Raw genomic sequence first — 18,024 nt, forward strand, 5'->3', positions numbered from 1 at the left:
TTACCGCGCCCGTGCGATAATGGATGCTATCGGCGAATCGAATACGACGCGCATTGATCTTCGTATCGAATAGGGAAGACTGTTCGTCGCTCTTCGATCGAGCATGACTATCGATCCGCCGTTCGTATAAAATGCCTCGAGGTCCCCCGGGCGAACATTCGTAAAATACGGAGCATGGAAGGCATATCCGTCGTATATCATTACCGGCTGTACATATATCTGAAATAAAGGGAAAAGCGCATATGGCGTTTTCGTGCGATTGAGCTCGGTGATGATCGGCCGATGTTCCTCCCATCCCGACCAGTCGATATCCTTCCATTTTGGTGTGAATGCCGCAACAGCCATGCCGGCAGCGACGATGGAAAATCCTATCACTATCTGTTTCCCAAAACGCCATGATGTCGTTCCTGCGGCAATGAGCACGGCCATGCCGTAATAGATGGGGAGCACATAGGCATATCGCTTTATGCTCGCAAGCTGATACAAGCCGAGTATCACGAATATCCAGATGACGGCATACCATCGCAGAGAGAACGCTCCGTCGTGCTTTCGCCGTACCGTACGCACTATCGTGTCGATGACGGCGTAGAGCAGAAAGGGGAGATACGGCCAATACGTATCGCCGATCTTCCTGAAATTGATATCGGCGCTCATTATCTGGGCCCCGTGGCCGGAGCCTTTCCCCGGAAGGAAATACGCGAGCTGGCGCTCCCAGAAATACGTACGAACGAACACCTCTCCGTGGCGGGATATCATGCCGATATGCCAGGGGAGTACAACGGCAAGGAAGGTGATCATGGAGCTGTACAGGAACGGGTCGCGCAATCGGGCACGGCCGTTGGGGAGCGCAAGGCAATAGATGCCGACAGCGGCGAGGGGTATTATCCCGGAAACGCCCTTCGTCATGACAGCGATACCGATAGCCGCACCGAAGAGGAGATAGTATGACCGATGCCGGTCGGCGAAAAAGAAGAGCAGGAAGGCGATATAGAGCGATGCCGCAAGTACGCCGTCAAAGCCGACGCGGCGGGAGAAATGCAGAATCTGGAATGTCGTCCCCGCGATGAGGCTCGCAGCGAAGGCGGTTCGCTCCCCTGCATCACGGCGCAGCAGCACATAGCCGAGCATCACCGATACAAGGCAGTAGAAGGCGATGAAGGACCGTGCGCCGAACGATGTGGCGCCGAACAGTTTTATCCCGAGCGATGAGAGCATGAGCATGAACGGCGGCTTTTCAAAGTAGGGCGTGCGAAGGAGCGTATCCTGTATCCCGAAGATGTCCCCGCGCACGGCGAAGTCATGCGCCATGGTGACATGATACGTATCATCGAAGAATTTTATCAGATTGGCGCCGAGCTGTCCGAAGAACGTACAGGCGAGAACGGCGATAAGGAAAGCGAGCCGGACATTCGGTGACCCGCAGAACGACAGTATCTGTTTTATGGAACGCATAGATGGGAGCGAGTATATCGATTTTCATCGGTTATGACAAGTATCGTGTTTGATTTTCCCATGATGCCGATATACACTTGTTCCATGTCAGATCTGCAGCATGGGAATTACGACGCCATTGTCCTCGGCGGCGGTCCGGCGGGACTTTCCGCAGCGCTTCGCCTTGCCGAGCGCGGCATACGCACGATCGTCATCGAGCGGGGGAAGATAGGCGTAACACAGAAGACGTGGCTCACGTTCGACTATGCGCTCAACGAGCACGGTCTTGCCGATGCGGTGCGGCATCGCTTCGAGAAAGTGACGTTTTCAAGTTATCTCGGCAGCAGATATACCATGACATCGCCGTTCCTTTTTCCCATCGACGAAGGGAAGGCGCTTATCATGCTCGCGGAAAAAGCGCGTTCGCACGGCGCGCGGATAGCGGAGCAGGAGGAGTTCGTCAATTACCGCGTCGATGAGCTCGGCGTTATCATCGTCACATCGAAACGGGAATACCGCGCCCGTATCGCCGTTGATTGTACGGGGCGAACATCGCCGCTGCCGCGGAGCACCGGATGCATGAACGAATCCATCGATATGGGATGTCTTGCGTTCTTCCTTAAAAAAAGCTCGGGCTACGATGCCGCTGAATGCCTTCTCTACGATTCGTTCTTCCCCGGTTCGGATTATTTCTGGCTGGTACCGCTCGGCAAGGACATGCTCATGGCAGGCGTATTCTTCTTTTCTGCGCTTACACCGGCGAACATGGCGGAAAAAGAAGCCCTCCTCCAGAGATATATCCGCATAAAGAAGGTCACGGGTACCGTTCTCGAACGGCGTGCCGGCAATATCCCCCTCGGGGAGCAGCGCAGCATCGCATCGGAACGCATGATATTCTTCGGCGACAGCGGGCATACGCCGCTGCCCTCATCGGGTTTTTCCTTCTCGCGCAGCCTTGAAGAATCGAAGATACTCGGGGAATTCTGTGCGCTGTATCTGGACGGCAAAAAAAAGATATCCGACTATACGACGATGACGCTTGCCGCGAAGATACCCGGCATTGAGCTCCATCTGGTGATATCCGATATGCTCGCGAAATTCTCGGACGGCATGCTCAACAGGGCCATCGGGGCTATGAACAGGCTTGATGAGTCGTTCATCGTCGATTTTCTCTCCGGCCGCGATATGAGCGTGGTGTTCTGCGCGAAGGCGCTCATCGCCATTTCCCAGACATTCAGCGTGAGCGAGCTCACCGCTCTCTCGCTCAAGCAGAAGTACCTGACGATACTGCATCGATTATACCATCTCCTGCCGTCGATACCGCAGGCGAAGCTCGTAACACAACTCACCGATTTTGCACGCACGGTCATCCATTCGCTCAGGGATGAGTAGCACGTCTGCCGTGTTGTCCAACCCGGAGCGTTTGACAAACCGGTCCTGTAGACTATAATCGTATCATGTATATACGATCTCATATCGTCCTTGTGTTCGTCTTATGTGCGCTCATGCCTCTGTCGGCCCTCGAGAACTCGGCGCGCGTCGTGCGTGTCATCGGGACCGCCGAGGTGTTGCGGCTTAAGGCGGCAACATGGATGCTCTGCGATGTGAACATGCGGATACTCGAAGGCGAGCGTGTCCGCACCGGGCTGCGTTCCAATCTCGAGCTTGAGCTTTCCGACGGCACGGTCATAAAGACCGGAGAAGCGACCGTCGTCGATCTTTCGGTGGTGAATCTCGAGACGAAAAGCCGCCTCGATCTGCTCACCGGGAAATTGCTCAGCAAAATAACGAAGATAACCGGCGATCGATCGTTCGTGATAACGACACCGACGGCGCTCGCATCGGTGCGCGGGACGGAATTCGGCGTAAGCTTCGAGCCGGGGACGAAAGAGAACAGGATAGTCGTGTTCGAGGGGGCCGTTGCCGTAAGCCCGTCGGGGGCGGCGAGCAATGAAATGCTCACGCTCAAACGCAATGAAACGGTCACGTTCAGCAAAGCGGCGATACCCGTGACGGCGGAGATATACAATCCGGTCAAGGATGCCGACGTGTGGGACCTTAAGAAATACACGAAAACACGGCTTGAGATGATCAATATCGACAGGAATAAAAAATGGTAAGCGTGCGGTTCGCTTTCGTGATCGCTTCGGTGTTCGCCGTGTCGGCACTTGCCGCGGTGAGCGGCGCATCGACCGCCCCCGATCTCGGCTACCGCTATGTGTTCTCGAAACAGGCGGTGTTCGCCCGCATACCGAGATCGTATTCCAATGTAACGGTCACGATAACGAAGGGCGGCTACCCCCTCATGAACCGTGATGTGCGCTTTTCCACAACTGACACACGCATCGTTCGTTTCAAGAACGGTGAGAGCGATGTCGTGAAGACCGATGACCGCGGCACGGCGCGCGCGGCATTCACGCCGGTGTCGAGCGGCACGGTCACGATGCTCGTCGAAGTACTCTCGCCGCGGGGTTCTGAGATGAGCCAGCGGGGGAGCATATCCGTTACCGCATTCTCGATGCGGGAGCTTCTTCTCAGGCCCGCGCTCCTCTATCTTTTTGTCATCACCGCGACGGCATTCCTCATAGCGTTCTTCCGCCGTACACGCAAAGGCGTCGAGCGTACGACCTATTCATTCGTCGGCATGTCGACGTTGTTCGGCCTTTCCATGACGGTGAAACGCATACACCTCATACCGATACTTGCCGCCATCGAATGCGTCATCATGTTCCTGCTTTTCCTCCCGCAGACATCGCTCCTGGCCGGGATGTTCCTCGCGCTCATGGCGCTCACCGCCTTCGTCATACCGCGCGACCGCGGCTACAGCTTCTTCTTCATGTTCGGTGCCCTCATCGGCATGACCTTTATTTTCCGTGACCCGACGCTCGGCGAGCTTTTCTCGTACATCCATGCCCCGGCATTCCTTTCCGCATGGTATTTCATGCCGATACTGTTCTTCATCGCCGTGATCTTCTTCAGCGGGAATTTTTTCCCGTACCTGATACTGACGCTCTACGTGACGCTGTTCACGCCCGATCTCATCGCCATAGGAGTATCGCTCGCCATGATGTATCTGGCCGATATCGCCTATGTCCTTAAGACGAAATACCGTTTCGATACCCGCATCTTCTATCGCATCAATTTTCTGAAATTCGAGGAGTAATATGCGCCGAATACTCTGCCTTCTGGCCCTCATGGTGCCGCTTTCCGCGGCGACGAACGTCTATCACATCGCAAAGCTCGAGTATCAGGTCATCGATAAATGGTATGCCCATTATATCGAGACGCAGTACAAAAAAGCGAAGGATGCGGGGGCTTCTCTCATCGTGTTCGAACTTGACACCCCGGGCGGGTATGTCGTTGATGCGCTCAAGATAAAGGGCATCATCATGGATTCGCCCGTCGATACCGCGGTGTTCGTGAACCGCAACGCGATCTCTGCAGGGGCGCTGATATCGCTTTCTGCGAAGTATATTTATCTCTCGCGCGGTGCGGTGATCGGTGCCGCCACGCCGGTGCTGCAGGCATCCAATTCGTTCATCAAAGCGTCCGAAAAGGAAGTGTCGGTGATGCGGGCGGAGATGCGAAGCGCTGCCGAACGGCACGGACGCAATCCGCGTATCGCTGAGGCCATGGTGGATGAGAGCATCGGGCTTACGAAGAAAGTCGACGGCATCGATATTGAAAAGGGGCGACTCCTGACACTCACCACCGACGAGGCGGTCCGTCTCGGCTTCGTGAACGGGAGCGTTTCATCGGTGCGCGATATCCTTACTGCCCTCGGCAAAGCGGATGTGCCTGTCATAAAAGGCGAACCGACCACGCGCGATCGTTTCATCGGCTTCCTTACGAGTCCCGTTGTACTCATGCTCCTCCTCGCCATCGGCATCATCGCGGCGTTCGTGGAGTTTAAGACGGCGGGTTTCGGCGTCGGCGGTAGCGTCGCCGTGCTTTCGTTCGCGACGTTCTTCATATCGCAATTCCTCCTCGGCGATTCGAACTGGATGGCCCCGGCGATTTTCTTCGTCGGCGTCGTTCTTATCGTCGTCGAGGTGTTCCTGGTCCCCGGTTTCGGCATTCCCGGTATTGTCGGCATCGTGCTCATGTTCGTCGGGATAGTCATTTCGTTCGGCATCAAACGTCTCGAATACGGCATTGTCGTACTGCTCGTTGCCATCGTCGCGGCGACGATAGTGAGCGTATTCATCGCAAAAAAGCTTCCGAAGTCACGGTTATTCAGCGCGCTATCGCTTACCGCTGACGAAAAAGGTGCCATTGCGAACGATAATCTCGAAAGGCTCCTCGGGAAGACCGGCACGGTCATCGGGACGCTGCGACCGGCCGGACAGATCGAAATAGACGGCAATAGATATGACGCGGTCAGCCAGGGAAGCTTCATCGAATCCGGGACCACGGTCAAGGTGATAAAGGTCGAGGGTCATAGGGTAGTGGTTGCATAGTATGCTATTTAAGGAATAAATATTGTGAATTTTACGGATGATATCTCGATCGTGCTTGCCGGCGAGGCGGGGCAGGGGATAGCGTCCATTGAGAAGATCGTCGTGTCGCTCGTAAAGAATGCGCATATGCACATCTTCGCGACGAAGGAATATATGTCGCGCGTCCGCGGCGGCGTGAACTCGACAAGTATCCGTATTGCGTCAGAACGAGTCTCTGCGTATACCCAGCGCATCGATATCCTTATCCCGCTGACCGGTGAGACGACGACGCATCTGGCAAAACGCATTTCCAAGCGAACCGTCATCATCGGTGAAAAGAACGATCGGTATCCCGGGATCATCGATGTCCCGTTCAGCGATATTGCCCGAGAAGCCGGCAATTCATTATATGCGAACACCGTAGCGGCAGGCATGTGTGCAGGCCTGTTGTCGATCGATGAATCAATTCTCGAACGGACGATACGCGCGTCGTTCCATGGCAAGGATGAACATGTCGTATCCGCGAATGTGGCAGCGGGTGCCAAAGGATATGCAGCAGGCAGAGAATTATCGAAAACGATACGCATATCGATCAAGCCTGATAGTTCCGTTGCTGATGATATCATCCTGAGCGGCACCGATGCCATTGCTGTCGGGGCCGTTGCCGGCGGATGCAATTTCGTTTCAGCATATCCTATGACGCCGTCATCGGGCGTGTTGACCGCGCTCGCGGGACTGTCGAAGACGAATGACATCATCGTAGAACAGATAGAGGATGAGGTAGGTGCGCTGAACATGGTGCTCGGCGCATGGTATGCCGGTGCGCGCGCAATGACGACGACATCGGGCGGCGGATTCGCGCTCATGACGGAAGCGGTAAGCCTCGCGGGCATGATAGAAAGCCCGGCGGTGATCCTTGTCTCACAGCGCCCGGGTCCTGCCACCGGGCTTCCGACACGCACCGAACAGGGCGATCTTGATCTCGTGCTCCATGCCGGACACGGGGAATTCCCGCGCATTATTCTGGCACCGGGAGATACCGCCGAAGCGTACGAATTATCGAGAACGGCGTTCGATCTTGCGGACCGATATCAGGTGCCGGTGTTCATACTGTCCGATCAATATCTTGTAGACACGTACTACAATATTCCCAAGCCCGATACTGCTCGGACGCCGTCGTCATGCGTGCTGCGAACTGATTCATCGTATCGCCGATTCGCTCTCACAAAAAGCGGGATTTCCCCGCGCGGGATACCCGGATATGGCGAGGGGATAGTGCGTGTTGATTCGGATGAACACGATGAGGACGGACGGATCACCGAAGACCTGGATGTCCGCAATGACACGGTGCAGAAGCGTCTTTCAAAGTTCAAGGCCATGAAAAAAGACGAGCTTCCTGCCGTATTGATCGGTCCGAAAAAACACAGCACGCTCATCGTCGGATGGGGCTCCACGAAGGAGATGGTGCGCGAAGCACTCACGGGCATCGACGATGGAAAGACGGCGTATCTCCATTGCCCGCAGATATTCCCGTTCCCGGTGACAGCCAAACGTATCATCGATGCGGCGAAAAAGTTTGTCGTGATCGAAGGGAATGCCACCGGTCAGTTCGCATCGCTTATACATCGGGAGACCGGAAGACGTGCCGATGATGCGGTGTTGAAATATAACGGCCTGCCGTTCTCAGTAGAGGAAGTCATGGCATCGATACAGCGCGTGACGAAAAAACGGGGAAAACGATGATGTCCTATAAAAAAGAGAACATCGATATCGCCTGGTGCCCCGGCTGCGGGAATTATCCCATACGCGATATGCTCGACAGCGCCCTCGGAGAATTATCGATCGACCGGAAGAATTTCGTCATGGTGTCGGGCATCGGGCAGGCCGCGAAATCGCCCCAATATATGGACGTCCATTATTTCAACGGCCTTCACGGACGAGCGCTCCCGCCGGCTACCGCAATAAAAGCCGCGAACCCATCGCTTACGGTCGTCGTTGAGAGCGGCGACGGCGATATGTACGGCGAGGGCGGCAATCATTTTATTCACACGATACGCAGGAACCCGAATATCACCGTCATCGTTCATGACAATATGATATACGGGCTCACGAAGGGGCAGGCGTCCCCTACGACGATGAAGTCGATGGTCACACCGGTGCAGGTCAACGGCGTGTTCAATGAGCCGTTCAATCCCCTTGCGGTGGCGATATCGCTTGACTGTTCGTTCGTAGCGCGTGCCAATGCCGGCGACAAGGAAGAGACGAAGGAGATGTTCAAACGCGCGATAGCACATCAGGGCTTCGCGCTTGTCGATGTATTTCAGGCGTGTGTTTCATTCAACAAAGTGAACACGTTCAAGTGGTACAAGGACAACACCTATTATCTCGAAGGTCATGACACGAGCGACCGCATCGCGGCGTTCAGGCGTTCCTTGGAAACGGAGCGGCTGCCGCTCGGGGTTTTCTATCAGCACGAAAAGCCGGTATTCGAAGCGGAATTATCATGTTATCGGACAGATAAGCGACCGCTGTTCCAGAGAACTGCCACCGCAGAGCGGATAGACGCGATACTCGACGGATATCGCGGCGGATGAAATTCTCTACGCGAGGCCGTGCGTGAGCATTTGATTGATCGGCTGTCCCGCGGGGACCATCGGCATGACATTCTCTTCTTCCGAGACGTGTATGTCGAGCATGAACGGTCCGTTGTGCGAGAACGCTTTGTCTATCGCCGCTTTCACATCGCCCTTCTTCGTTACGCATTCACCCGGTATGCCGTACGCGTCCGCAAGCTTGATGAAATTCGGTATATAGACCGGGCATTTGTCCGACGGGTGATTGCAGTCCGGTGCGCACGACGCTTCCCTGCGGAGGCACGTTGCCGAGTACACTTTATCGAAGAACAATTCCTGCCACTGCCGGACCATGCCGAGATAATGATTGTTGAGTATTATTATCTTCACCGGCAGATCGTAATGCGCGACGGTGGCAAGCTCCTGAATGTTCATCTGTATGCTGCCGTCGCCGGTGACGACGATGGTCTTCTTCCCAGGATTGGCGAATTGCGCACCGATGGCCGCGGGGAGGCCGAATCCCATGGTGCCGAGACCGCCGGAGGTAAGGAAGCGCCGGGGTTCGCTGAATTGATAGAATTGCGCCGTCCACATCTGATGCTGGCCGACATCGGTGGCGACAAAAGCGTCCTTACCGAATACTGAAGAAAGCGTTTCTATGACGTACTGCGGCTTTATCTCGCTGCTGTCGCGGTCATAGCGGAGCGGGTTGTCGCGCTTCCACGCAAGCACCCTTGTCCGCCATTCGTCGATGCCGCAATGCGATACATCGGCGATGAGCTCCGTGAGGACATTCTTCGCATCGCCGATTATCGGGAGGTCGACGGCGACGCTTTTATCCACCGAGGTGGGATCGATATCGATATGGATTATCTTCGAATGCGGGGCGAAGCTTTCGAGCTTACCGGTAACGCGGTCGTCGAAGCGTGCACCGATCGACATGATAAGATCGCTTTCTGTGAGCGCGTGATTCGCCGCATAGAGCCCGTGCATGCCCGGCATACCGAGAAAAAGCTCTTCCTGCATGGGATAGACGCCCATGGCAAGGAGCGTCGTCGTCACCGGGATGCCGGTCTTTTTGACGAACGCTCTCAGCTCATCCGAAGCACCTGAGGATATGATGCCTGCGCCGACGAGGAGCACCGGCCGCTTGGATTCCATTATCATCTTCGCGGCCTGTTTTATCTGACGGGGATGCCCTTTGTAGGTCGGCTTGTAGCTCCGGATATCCACGGTCTCAGGATATTCCATCGCATGGGAGGTTTTCACTATGTTCGACGGCATATCAACGAGAACCGGTCCGGGTCTCCCGGTACGTGCGATATAGAACGCCTCTTTCAGAATGCGCGGAAGGTCCTCGATGGTCTTGACGAGGAAATTATGATTGGTTATCGATCTCGTTATCCCGATGATATCGGCTTCCTGGAACGCATCGTTGCCGATAAGGCTGGTCGGCACCTGACCGGTTATCGCGACCATGGGTACGGAATCCATATAGGCGGTAGCGAGACCAGTGACGAGATTGGTGGCGCCGGGACCGCTCGTGGCGAGGCACACGCCCACCTTGCCGCTCGATCGTGCATAGCCGTCGGCAGCATGCGCCGCAGCCTGCTCATGACGCGGTATGATGACGCGTACATCCTTCTGCTTCGCGAGCGCATCGAAAATGGGAATGACCTGTCCTCCCTGATAGCCGAACAGATATTCCACGCCCTCGCGACGCAACGCCTCGATTATCATTTCAGAGCCAAGCATCTTCTTCATGCCGCGACCTCGCTTGCATTTGCCGCGCTCAAAGCGCAGCGCAGATACTGTATAATAAAACGCGATAAACGTCAAACGCAGTACGGACCGACGCGAATTCCCGCGAAGAGCGGCCCGATTCCGGCCGGAAACCATTGACAGTACGGGTACTTGCGGCTATACTATCCACCCATTATGAGCATTCGTATATCACAAAGAACGGGCGGTATCATATTCTGCTCGCTCGCATATGCTGCGGTCACCGCGGTGTGGTTCCTCTCGTATGCGGCGTCCCCCGGGACCTTCGTGTCGGCATATCCGAAGCCGTCCATGGCGTATTATTTCACGATGATCGCCGCTCTATTCGCGTTCGTGCTCTGTTATGTGAGGAAGGAAAGCCGTCCGCTTGCCGCCGTGTTCATTATTTTCGCGGCCGATTCCGCGACATCGCTCCTGCTTTCAGTCGTCGGTCCTGTCGTTTTCCCGAAACTCGCATCCGACCTTCCATCAAAATTGACCTTCGATGCGCTCCATTTTTCCGTTGAGATAGCCCTCTATTGTCTCGCCTTGCTGCCGATATTCCCCGTGCTCTCCGTGCGCTCATCGTCCCCGCGTGACGGTGTGGCCCGCGTACTTGCTTTTGCGCCGTTCGAGCGAACGAGCCGTGTCAGGCGCAGCATCATTACCGTGCTCTTCGTGCTTACCATGCTCATCCTCATCATGCTCATCGTCCGTACGTGGATGAAGCCGGTGACGGGCGAACCGCTCATGCGCATCTGGCCCTTCCTCATCATATTATCGATACTGGTGGCCGTGCTCAATGAGCTCCCGTTCCGATGGATAATGCCGCGGGCGATACGATCGGTGAGCGGGTCATGGCTCATCGGCATCCTCCTGCCGGCGCTGGCCTGGGCGCTTTATCACGCGTTCTTCGGCGAGGGCATGCCCCGCGGTGCGGCAGGTTTCATCATTTCGTTCGCCGGGGCGATATGGTTCCAGATATTGGTCGATGAATTCCGGACGCTTCGATTTGCGGTCATCATGCATGCGCTCATCGAGCTCTACGCATTCGGTCAATTATATGCACGATAGGCCGCTCTATAATAAGGAGATCTCATGAAGGTCGCGATGTTCTCGGATTGCTATATCCCTATTATCAACGGCGTCGTCACCGCCATTGCGCAGCTCAAGGACGGTCTGGAAAAGCGCGGGCATGAAGTCCATGTCGTTACGGTCCGGTATCATGGGCATAAAGGGAAGGAGCCGAACGTGCTTCGTCTCCCGACGCTGCCGTTCTCCTTAGGAAAGCAAAGCTATGGATTAGGGCTCGATCTCTTCGGCATGGCGACGAGGCGGATGCGTTCCGTCGGCGTCGAGCTCATTCATTCGCACACGGAATTCCTGCTCGATGAGTCCGCGCGAAGCGCAGCACGGAAACTCGGCATACCGATAATCCATACGTTCCATACGATGTGGCATGACTATGTCCATTACATACCCGGCGGATTTTTGAACTACGAGCGCATCAAACGGATGTATAAAGTACGGCTCGCCCCCTGCGCGGCGATAATCGCGCCTTCGATAAAGGCGAAAAAGTACGTGCTCGATATCGTGCCGGACATGCCCATCGAGGTGATACCCAACGGCATCGATACGTCGAAGTTCCGTTCATCCGTGGTGACGCCCGAATTCATACGCGATGCCCGCGCGCGGTACGGGCTTAAGGACGGGGAAAAGCTCATGCTCTTCGTCGGGCGCATCGGTCCGGAAAAACGCGTCGTGGCGCTCCTCGATGCGATGCTGCCGGTGCTTAAGAAGCATGCGAACGTGAAGATGGCGTTCGTGGGCGACGGGGGCGATCTGCATACGCTCAAGCACCGTGTCGATCATGAAAAGCTCCACGGCCGTGTCATGTTCCCCGGCTTTGTGACCTGGAAGGAGATATTCGCCATCTATTCCATCGCTTCGCTCTACGTGACCGCTTCGCTTTCCGAAGTGCATCCGATGACCGTTATCGAAAGCCTCATCTGCGGGCTGCCGCTCGTCGCCCGTCGGGACGACAGCTATCTCGATCAGATAATCGAGGGAGAGAACGGTCATCTTGTTCCGAGCGAAGAGGAGATGACGCGCGTGGTCATGGACCTTATCGTTGATGACGAACGTCTTCTGGCATACTCGAAGAAAAGCGCGGCCTTTGCTTCGAAATTCTCGGCGGAGGGGCACACCGTCGCTGTTGAGTCGTTCTATCGCCGTGTCATCGATGCATATCCCGGACGGATATCGTAACGCGCCGGCAGCGGGGGATCATGAAACGCAAGAACGGGAAACCGATGAACGGCGATACGTCACGCCATTATGACATCAACTGGCGCGATCTTGTTTCCGCGCCCGCCGTTGAACTGAAATTCGGCACCGAGCGCAAACGGTTCCCCCTCTCGGCGAACGCATCGCCCGCGCGCAGGGACCTGTCGTTCAGCAATGAGCATATCTCGCTTACCGGCGTCTGGAAGAACCTCGATGCTTCCGGGTCCGCGCTCTCGCTTTCTCTCACCAATGTCTCCCGCCAGTCCCTGCGGATAACACGGCTCATCTTTCCCGCGGAGAACGGCATCGATAATTTCCTTAAGAATTTCCTGCCGAAGAACATATCGTTCCTTCGTAACGGTTATCAGTCATGGTCCACGGCGAGGAGCTATCGCATCAAGGACAGGCCGCTTCGTCCCTGGCTCCATATCGTGTCGAGCATATCGGGCAACCTGTCCAATCTTCCGTCCCATACGCCGGGCATATTCTCAAGCGAGATGTACTCGATAATCGCAGATTCATCGAACGATGCGGCGTTCCTGGTGGGGCAGGCGGGGCGCTTCGATCAGCTCTTCTATATCAAGCTCCATCTGTACCCGCGAACGAAGAAAAGCCACTTCGAGGTCATATTCGACTTCGGGAGGAAGATGCTGCAGCCCGGGCAGACCGTTGCGCTCGATGAGATAATACTCGCGAAAGGGGAGAAGATATCCCTTCAGCAGCGGTATTTCGATTATATCAAAAGATCCATGGGATATAAGCCGCCGAAAAAAAGCTACACCGGATGGAGCAGCTGGTACTATTATTTCAATAATATCACGCCCGAGGTCATCTATAAGAACCTTTCCATCATCAAGAAGTTCAATATCCCTCTCGACATCATTCAGATAGACGACGGGTATATGAAGATTGTCGGAGACTGGTTCGCATTGAAGCCCGCGTTCACGGGGAAAATGGGCGAGCTTGCGGGGGCGATACGCTCGGCGGGATTCACGCCGGGTATATGGACGGCGCCGTTCGTTGCGGATAAGACATCCGACCTCGCGCGTTTCTATCCCGAATTCCTGCTCCGCACCGAATTCGGCAAACCCATAGTCGCCGGATATAATCCGACATGGCCGGGGAAATTCTATTACAGCCTCGATGTAACGCACCCCCTTGTCGAGGATTACATCACGCAGGTCATTCGCACCTATACGAAGGAGTGGGGGTTCTCGTACCTCAAACTCGATTTCATGTTCGCCGCATGCGTCCGCGGCGGGAATCACATGAACCTGAAGCTCTCGCGGCCGGAGGCGCTCAAGCACGGCATGGAGCTCATCAAAAAAGCCGCCGGCAATTCGGTCACCCTTTCCGGCTGCGGCATGCCGCTGTCGCCGGGCATAGGCCTTGTCGACTCGATGCGCGTGGGCCCCGATACCGCGCCGTATTGGATGGAGATAGCCGGTTCCATTCTGCAGACGGCCGCCATGTACGGGGTGCGCAATTCCATACGCAATACCTTCGTGCGCTGCTTCATGAACAAGCGGCTCTGGGTGAACGACCCCGACTGTCTCATGCTCCGCGAACATCGTACCAAGCTCACCCGGCATGAACGGACGAGCCATGTGAACGCGGTGCTCATTTCCGGCGGCTCGCTTTTCTTCAGCGATAATTTTGAGGAGCTGCCGCCGCGCATCATCGACAGGATACCCACGATACTTGCTGTCGCCGCGAAATGCTACCGCGGGGAGACGATACCGCTCGATTACATGGAAAAAGAGATACCGGAGATGATATATAACACGTCCGGCTATATCGGTCTCTTCAATTTCTCATCGGGCGAGCGTACGTTCACCATTTCCGCACGCGGCACCGCGGTGCTTCCTCCGATAAAGGCATTGAAGAACGTATGGACCGGCGATATGGAATTCCCATTGTCCAACGGCACGATAGTCCCGCCGCGCGTGAAGCATCATGCATCGCAGTTGTACGAGATAATACCGATTTCCCGATAGGGCTCTGACTGCGTGATGTTACATCTGTCCATGCATGAGCGTCATCTGAATCAGGAAAACGGCTATCCCCGCGATATAGCCGATGAACGCGAGTGCGCCTATTCTTTTCAGATACCAGAAAAAATCGATCTTCTCGATGCTCATCGCCGCCACACCTGCCGCCGATCCGATGATAAGGATACTGCCCCCGGTGCCCGCGCAGTAGGTGAGGAATTGCCAGAAAAAGCTGTCCGTGCCGTGCAGTGAAAGCGGGTACATCCCCATGACCGCCGCCACGAGCGGTACATTATCGACGACGGCTGAAAGCAGCCCGATGACGGAGATGATGATAACATCATTGCCTATCGCTGCCGACAGGAATTTCGACAGTTCTGCAAGGGAGCCGTTCGCTTCGAGCGCCGCTACGCAGAGCAGTATACCGAGAAAGAAAAGGACGCTCGCGCTGTCTATCCGCTGAAGCGCATTGGCTACCGAGAATTTCTTTCGCGATTCGTTATCTTTCCCCCGATGCATTATTTCGGTCGCTATCCACAGGACGGAGAGCCCGAAGAGGATGCCGATGAACGGCGGAAGATGGGTGACCGTTTTGAACACCGGTGTGAAAAGCAGTACCCCGAGGCCGAGGAAGAACACGACGTTCTTCTCGCGCGAGACCACGCCCGCATCGTTCGCTGCGATACGCCCGCGGACAAAGAACGATGCTGCTATGAGTGGAACGAGAAGACACGCGATCGAGGGGAGGATATTATGCTGTATCGTCGGCAGCGTTGTTATATTCCCGCCTATCCAGAGCATGGTCGTCGTAACGTCGCCGATGGGGGACCATGCCCCGCCGGCATTCGCCGCAATGACTATCATGCCGGCGAAGGTAAGCCGGTCATTCCTGTCGGACAATATCTTCTGCACGAGGGAGACCATGACGATGGCGGTAGTGAGATTGTCGAGCACCGCTGAGAGAAAGAACGTGATGCTCGCGATTATCCAAAGGAGCGTTCGTTTGTTGCGTGTACGGATACGGCTTGTGATGACCTCGAACCCGCCATGTGCATCGATGAGTTCGACGATGGTCATAGCCCCGAGCAGGAAGAACAGTATCTCTGCTATTCCCTCGAAATGCTCCTTGAGCGAGAGAATGACCTCATGTTTATCCGGCTGCCAGAGGACGTATACTGTCCATGCCAGTATTCCCGCTGCAAGCGCGCTCGCAGCCTTGTTCACCTTCAGCGTATGCTCGAGAGCGATGAGCGTATACCCGGCGATGAATATGGCGATCATTACGAATATCATTGACGCCTCATGATAATAAAGTAGTCTACGTATACGGCATAACATGTGATATGTCAATATTATTTTTGTCCGTGTGAAGGGATAGGAGATTTACCCGGATTCCCGGATTCACAAGATTTTATTGGCTATGCCAACGCACCCCTAACCCCCAGCCCCTTTCCCCTCTGAGAAGGGAAAGGGGAGCGTTTATTGTTTTACAGAAAATATCATTTACATGTGCAAAGCACGTAAAGCTGAATATTGACAAAATGTCAAAAGAGGTTACTATTTCATCATGACTACAGAACGTTTAATAAAGTCGAATGTAATTTCAAAAGAACAAGAAATCCAAGAGTTATCAGAAATCGTTGAGGCTCTTCAGGAAAACAACAAGGAACTCAGTGAATTAATCGGGCACCTTTCAGCCGAGAACGAGGACTTGCAGATTCAGTACAAACAATTAAAAGACATTATACCATACATTCAATGTAAATATCCCCCATACACGTTCGCGGAAATAATGCATTTGTCTTCACACCAAGTGGTGAAAATTGCAGAGAAAATCGACTTGTTTTCCGATGAAAAATCTGCGCTTAGAATTTCCCGTGTAAAAAAGGGTGCGCCGCGAAAATATGAAACATTAGTTTTACTTTCAGCGTTCGCTTTTATTAAAATATTCGAGTCAATAACTAATGCAATAAAATATCCATCTGATTATTCAGGCGTGTATAAAATAATTAAATCGAAGTTGAAATTACTGGCGCCCCTTGTGATTAATTATGAAGCTATTGATTCTATTGCGATATCGAATTCCTCCGACAAGTCATTAAAAAAAATATGGGATAATAACATAGAGGACGAGGCGTGGAGGGATTTATAGTGAAAGGTGAAGTTGTTGTTGTGAACTATCCGTTTACGGATCATGCAAATGCAAAAAAGCGCCCCGCGTTCTCGATAAGAAAGCACGGAGAGGATTATACTTTATTGCCGATCACGAAGCAGGCGCATCATGATATGCGTTACACCCATAAAATCACGAATGCGTCATTCAGCAACGGCTATCTTGCATTTGATTCGTATGTCCGTTGCGACACGATATTTACTCTCCATGAAAGCCTTGTCGATCGCGCAATCGGTCAAATAAAACAGATCGATGTGGATGCTGTCATAGAAAAAGTTGTCGATTTCATAAAGAACTAACCGGATTTCATCGCTCGTGTAATCCTGTGATCCGGTCGATGCAAATCGCCCTCCCGTAGCGGCTTTGCCGCCTGGCTGCGCCAAAGGCGCACGCGTGGCTCGCATCGACTAAGCACATCCTGTGCAATCGATATGACGTGTTGCTCAATGTTGTTTTAAGCACACTCAATATTGCTTAAGATTAGCGAATATTGCAAGCATATTTCATCACGAACATGGGTGAATGTTGGTTTACGTTGTCAATGCTTGCTCTATCTACTACATCATGGGCAATATACGGACAACATTTTTATTGAGAATCAGGATAGGAAGCACTGCCCGCATCGACCCCCTACAGGTTCGGTTTCCTCCTGCGCTTCGACTCCACTATCGTTCCGCTCAGCTACCACCTTCCCTTATTTACCCCAGAAGAGTATTATGACGCCATTCTTTCAGAATGCCTTTCTTGCGCATCATGAGGAAACCTATTCCAGAGGGGGTGTCGACGGCGACGACCTTCCGCGCAGTCAGGTCGCCCTCGGCTCATCGTCCGCCTCGGGTAACGCGACATCCGTGTCGCTATCGCCGCACAGTACTCCGCACTACCGCTTGCACTTAACAGCGCGCGCTCTGTGTTGCATACTATGAGTGGTGCAGGTAGTGCAATATCACAAACGACCGAAAGGTCGAGGCGCTTACGCTTAAGACTACGCTGCGCTACCCACCCTGCCGCGTGTAGCACGCTCCCTTAGATTCATTATTTATATCATCTATGCCAAGCAAGCAGATGCCATACAGCGGATACTGAAGTCGCTGGGACTGTGGACGGTGGATACGCCGCGCGCACCGCCGAGGAGACTGTTGCCTGAGCCGGAGCTGACATACGTGCCCATCGTGGATGACTGGTGGGTGGGTGTAGACTTGTTTGAACCCTCGCAGGCAGAGGGCACGATGTACGGATTTGACGATGCCGTGCAAAACGGCGACAGCAATGCTGATCAGGTATGCGAGACCGATACCGACGCTGATCAAACGGAGCGCTGGTATGAGGCAGCAGTCGATGACTGGGGCTCCAGAGTGAGTTCGCGCATG

Annotated in this window: 14 protein-coding genes; 11 read left to right on the forward strand and 3 right to left on the reverse strand. The window is 54.3% G+C overall.

Features of this window, described 5'->3' with window-relative positions:
- A complete protein-coding gene (locus AABZ39_04680; GenBank protein MEK6794047.1) occupies nucleotides 1–1,452 on the reverse strand; it encodes a glycosyltransferase family 39 protein in 1,452 nt (483 codons plus the stop codon).
- Nucleotides 1,453–1,536: 84 nt separating this feature from the next.
- Between AABZ39_04680 and AABZ39_04685 the strand changes: the two genes are divergently transcribed.
- The 6 genes from AABZ39_04685 to AABZ39_04710 all read left to right on the forward strand — a co-directional run bounded on the left by AABZ39_04685 (nucleotide 1,537) and on the right by AABZ39_04710 (nucleotide 8,464).
- The gene (locus tag AABZ39_04685) at nucleotides 1,537–2,823 is read left to right on the forward strand and encodes an NAD(P)/FAD-dependent oxidoreductase (GenBank protein ID MEK6794048.1); all 1,287 of its coding nucleotides are present in this window, start codon (nucleotides 1,537–1,539) and stop codon (nucleotides 2,821–2,823) included.
- 65 nt (nucleotides 2,824–2,888) lie between these two features.
- Nucleotides 2,889–3,551: a FecR family protein gene (locus AABZ39_04690; protein MEK6794049.1), complete on the forward strand. Its 663-nt coding sequence runs from the start codon at nucleotides 2,889–2,891 to the stop codon at nucleotides 3,549–3,551.
- The gene (locus AABZ39_04695; protein ID MEK6794050.1) at nucleotides 3,545–4,594 is read left to right on the forward strand and encodes a hypothetical protein; all 1,050 of its coding nucleotides are present in this window, start codon (nucleotides 3,545–3,547) and stop codon (nucleotides 4,592–4,594) included. Before AABZ39_04690 ends, AABZ39_04695 begins: the two co-directional genes overlap by 7 nt.
- A 1-nt stretch (nucleotide 4,595) precedes the next feature.
- On the forward strand, nucleotides 4,596–5,891 hold the full coding sequence (locus AABZ39_04700) for an NfeD family protein (protein MEK6794051.1): 1,296 nt from the start codon (nucleotides 4,596–4,598) through the stop codon (nucleotides 5,889–5,891).
- A gap of 24 nt (nucleotides 5,892–5,915) precedes the next feature.
- The gene (locus AABZ39_04705; GenBank protein MEK6794052.1) at nucleotides 5,916–7,613 is read left to right on the forward strand and encodes a 2-oxoacid:acceptor oxidoreductase subunit alpha; all 1,698 of its coding nucleotides are present in this window, start codon (nucleotides 5,916–5,918) and stop codon (nucleotides 7,611–7,613) included.
- Nucleotides 7,610–8,464 (forward strand): thiamine pyrophosphate-dependent enzyme, encoded by an 855-nt coding sequence (locus AABZ39_04710; GenBank protein MEK6794053.1) that lies wholly within the window; start codon nucleotides 7,610–7,612, stop codon nucleotides 8,462–8,464. The genes AABZ39_04705 and AABZ39_04710 overlap by 4 nt, the downstream gene beginning before the upstream one ends.
- Before the next feature lie 6 nt (nucleotides 8,465–8,470).
- Here the strand turns inward: AABZ39_04710 and ilvB are convergent, their stop codons facing one another.
- Nucleotides 8,471–10,207, reverse strand: coding sequence for a biosynthetic-type acetolactate synthase large subunit (gene ilvB / locus AABZ39_04715; protein MEK6794054.1), 1,737 nt, complete (start codon nucleotides 10,205–10,207; stop codon nucleotides 8,471–8,473).
- 174 nt (nucleotides 10,208–10,381) lie between these two features.
- Here ilvB and AABZ39_04720 point away from each other — a divergent pair, with 174 nt between their 5' ends.
- Genes AABZ39_04720 through AABZ39_04730 form a run of 3 tightly spaced genes read left to right on the forward strand, consistent with a single transcriptional unit; the run spans nucleotide 10,382 to nucleotide 14,487 of the window.
- A complete protein-coding gene (locus tag AABZ39_04720; protein ID MEK6794055.1) occupies nucleotides 10,382–11,278 on the forward strand; it encodes a CPBP family intramembrane glutamic endopeptidase in 897 nt (298 codons plus the stop codon).
- A 24-nt stretch (nucleotides 11,279–11,302) separates the two neighbouring features.
- Complete coding sequence (locus AABZ39_04725) at nucleotides 11,303–12,472, forward strand: glycosyltransferase (protein ID MEK6794056.1); 1,170 nt, start codon at nucleotides 11,303–11,305, stop codon at nucleotides 12,470–12,472.
- A 20-nt stretch (nucleotides 12,473–12,492) separates the two neighbouring features.
- Nucleotides 12,493–14,487 carry a glycoside hydrolase family 36 protein gene (locus AABZ39_04730; protein MEK6794057.1) on the forward strand — a complete coding sequence of 665 codons (1,995 nt, stop codon included), beginning with the start codon at nucleotides 12,493–12,495 and terminating at the stop codon, nucleotides 14,485–14,487.
- Between the two features lie 18 nt (nucleotides 14,488–14,505).
- Here AABZ39_04730 and nhaD read toward each other — a convergent pair whose 3' ends face one another.
- Nucleotides 14,506–15,774 (reverse strand): sodium:proton antiporter NhaD, encoded by a 1,269-nt coding sequence (gene nhaD / locus AABZ39_04735; protein ID MEK6794058.1) that lies wholly within the window; start codon nucleotides 15,772–15,774, stop codon nucleotides 14,506–14,508.
- Nucleotides 15,775–16,048: 274 nt separating this feature from the next.
- Here nhaD and AABZ39_04740 point away from each other — a divergent pair, with 274 nt between their 5' ends.
- Together AABZ39_04740 and AABZ39_04745 are read left to right on the forward strand one after the other, a co-directional pair.
- Nucleotides 16,049–16,633 carry a hypothetical protein gene (locus AABZ39_04740; protein ID MEK6794059.1) on the forward strand — a complete coding sequence of 195 codons (585 nt, stop codon included), beginning with the start codon at nucleotides 16,049–16,051 and terminating at the stop codon, nucleotides 16,631–16,633.
- Nucleotides 16,633–16,953, forward strand: coding sequence for a type II toxin-antitoxin system PemK/MazF family toxin (locus tag AABZ39_04745; GenBank protein MEK6794060.1), 321 nt, complete (start codon nucleotides 16,633–16,635; stop codon nucleotides 16,951–16,953). The genes AABZ39_04740 and AABZ39_04745 overlap by 1 nt, the downstream gene beginning before the upstream one ends.
- Nucleotides 16,954–18,024 lie beyond the last annotated feature (1,071 nt).

It is taken from the genome of Spirochaetota bacterium (assembly GCA_038043445.1).
Classification (GTDB): domain Bacteria; phylum Spirochaetota; class Brachyspiria; order Brachyspirales; family JACRPF01; genus JBBTBY01.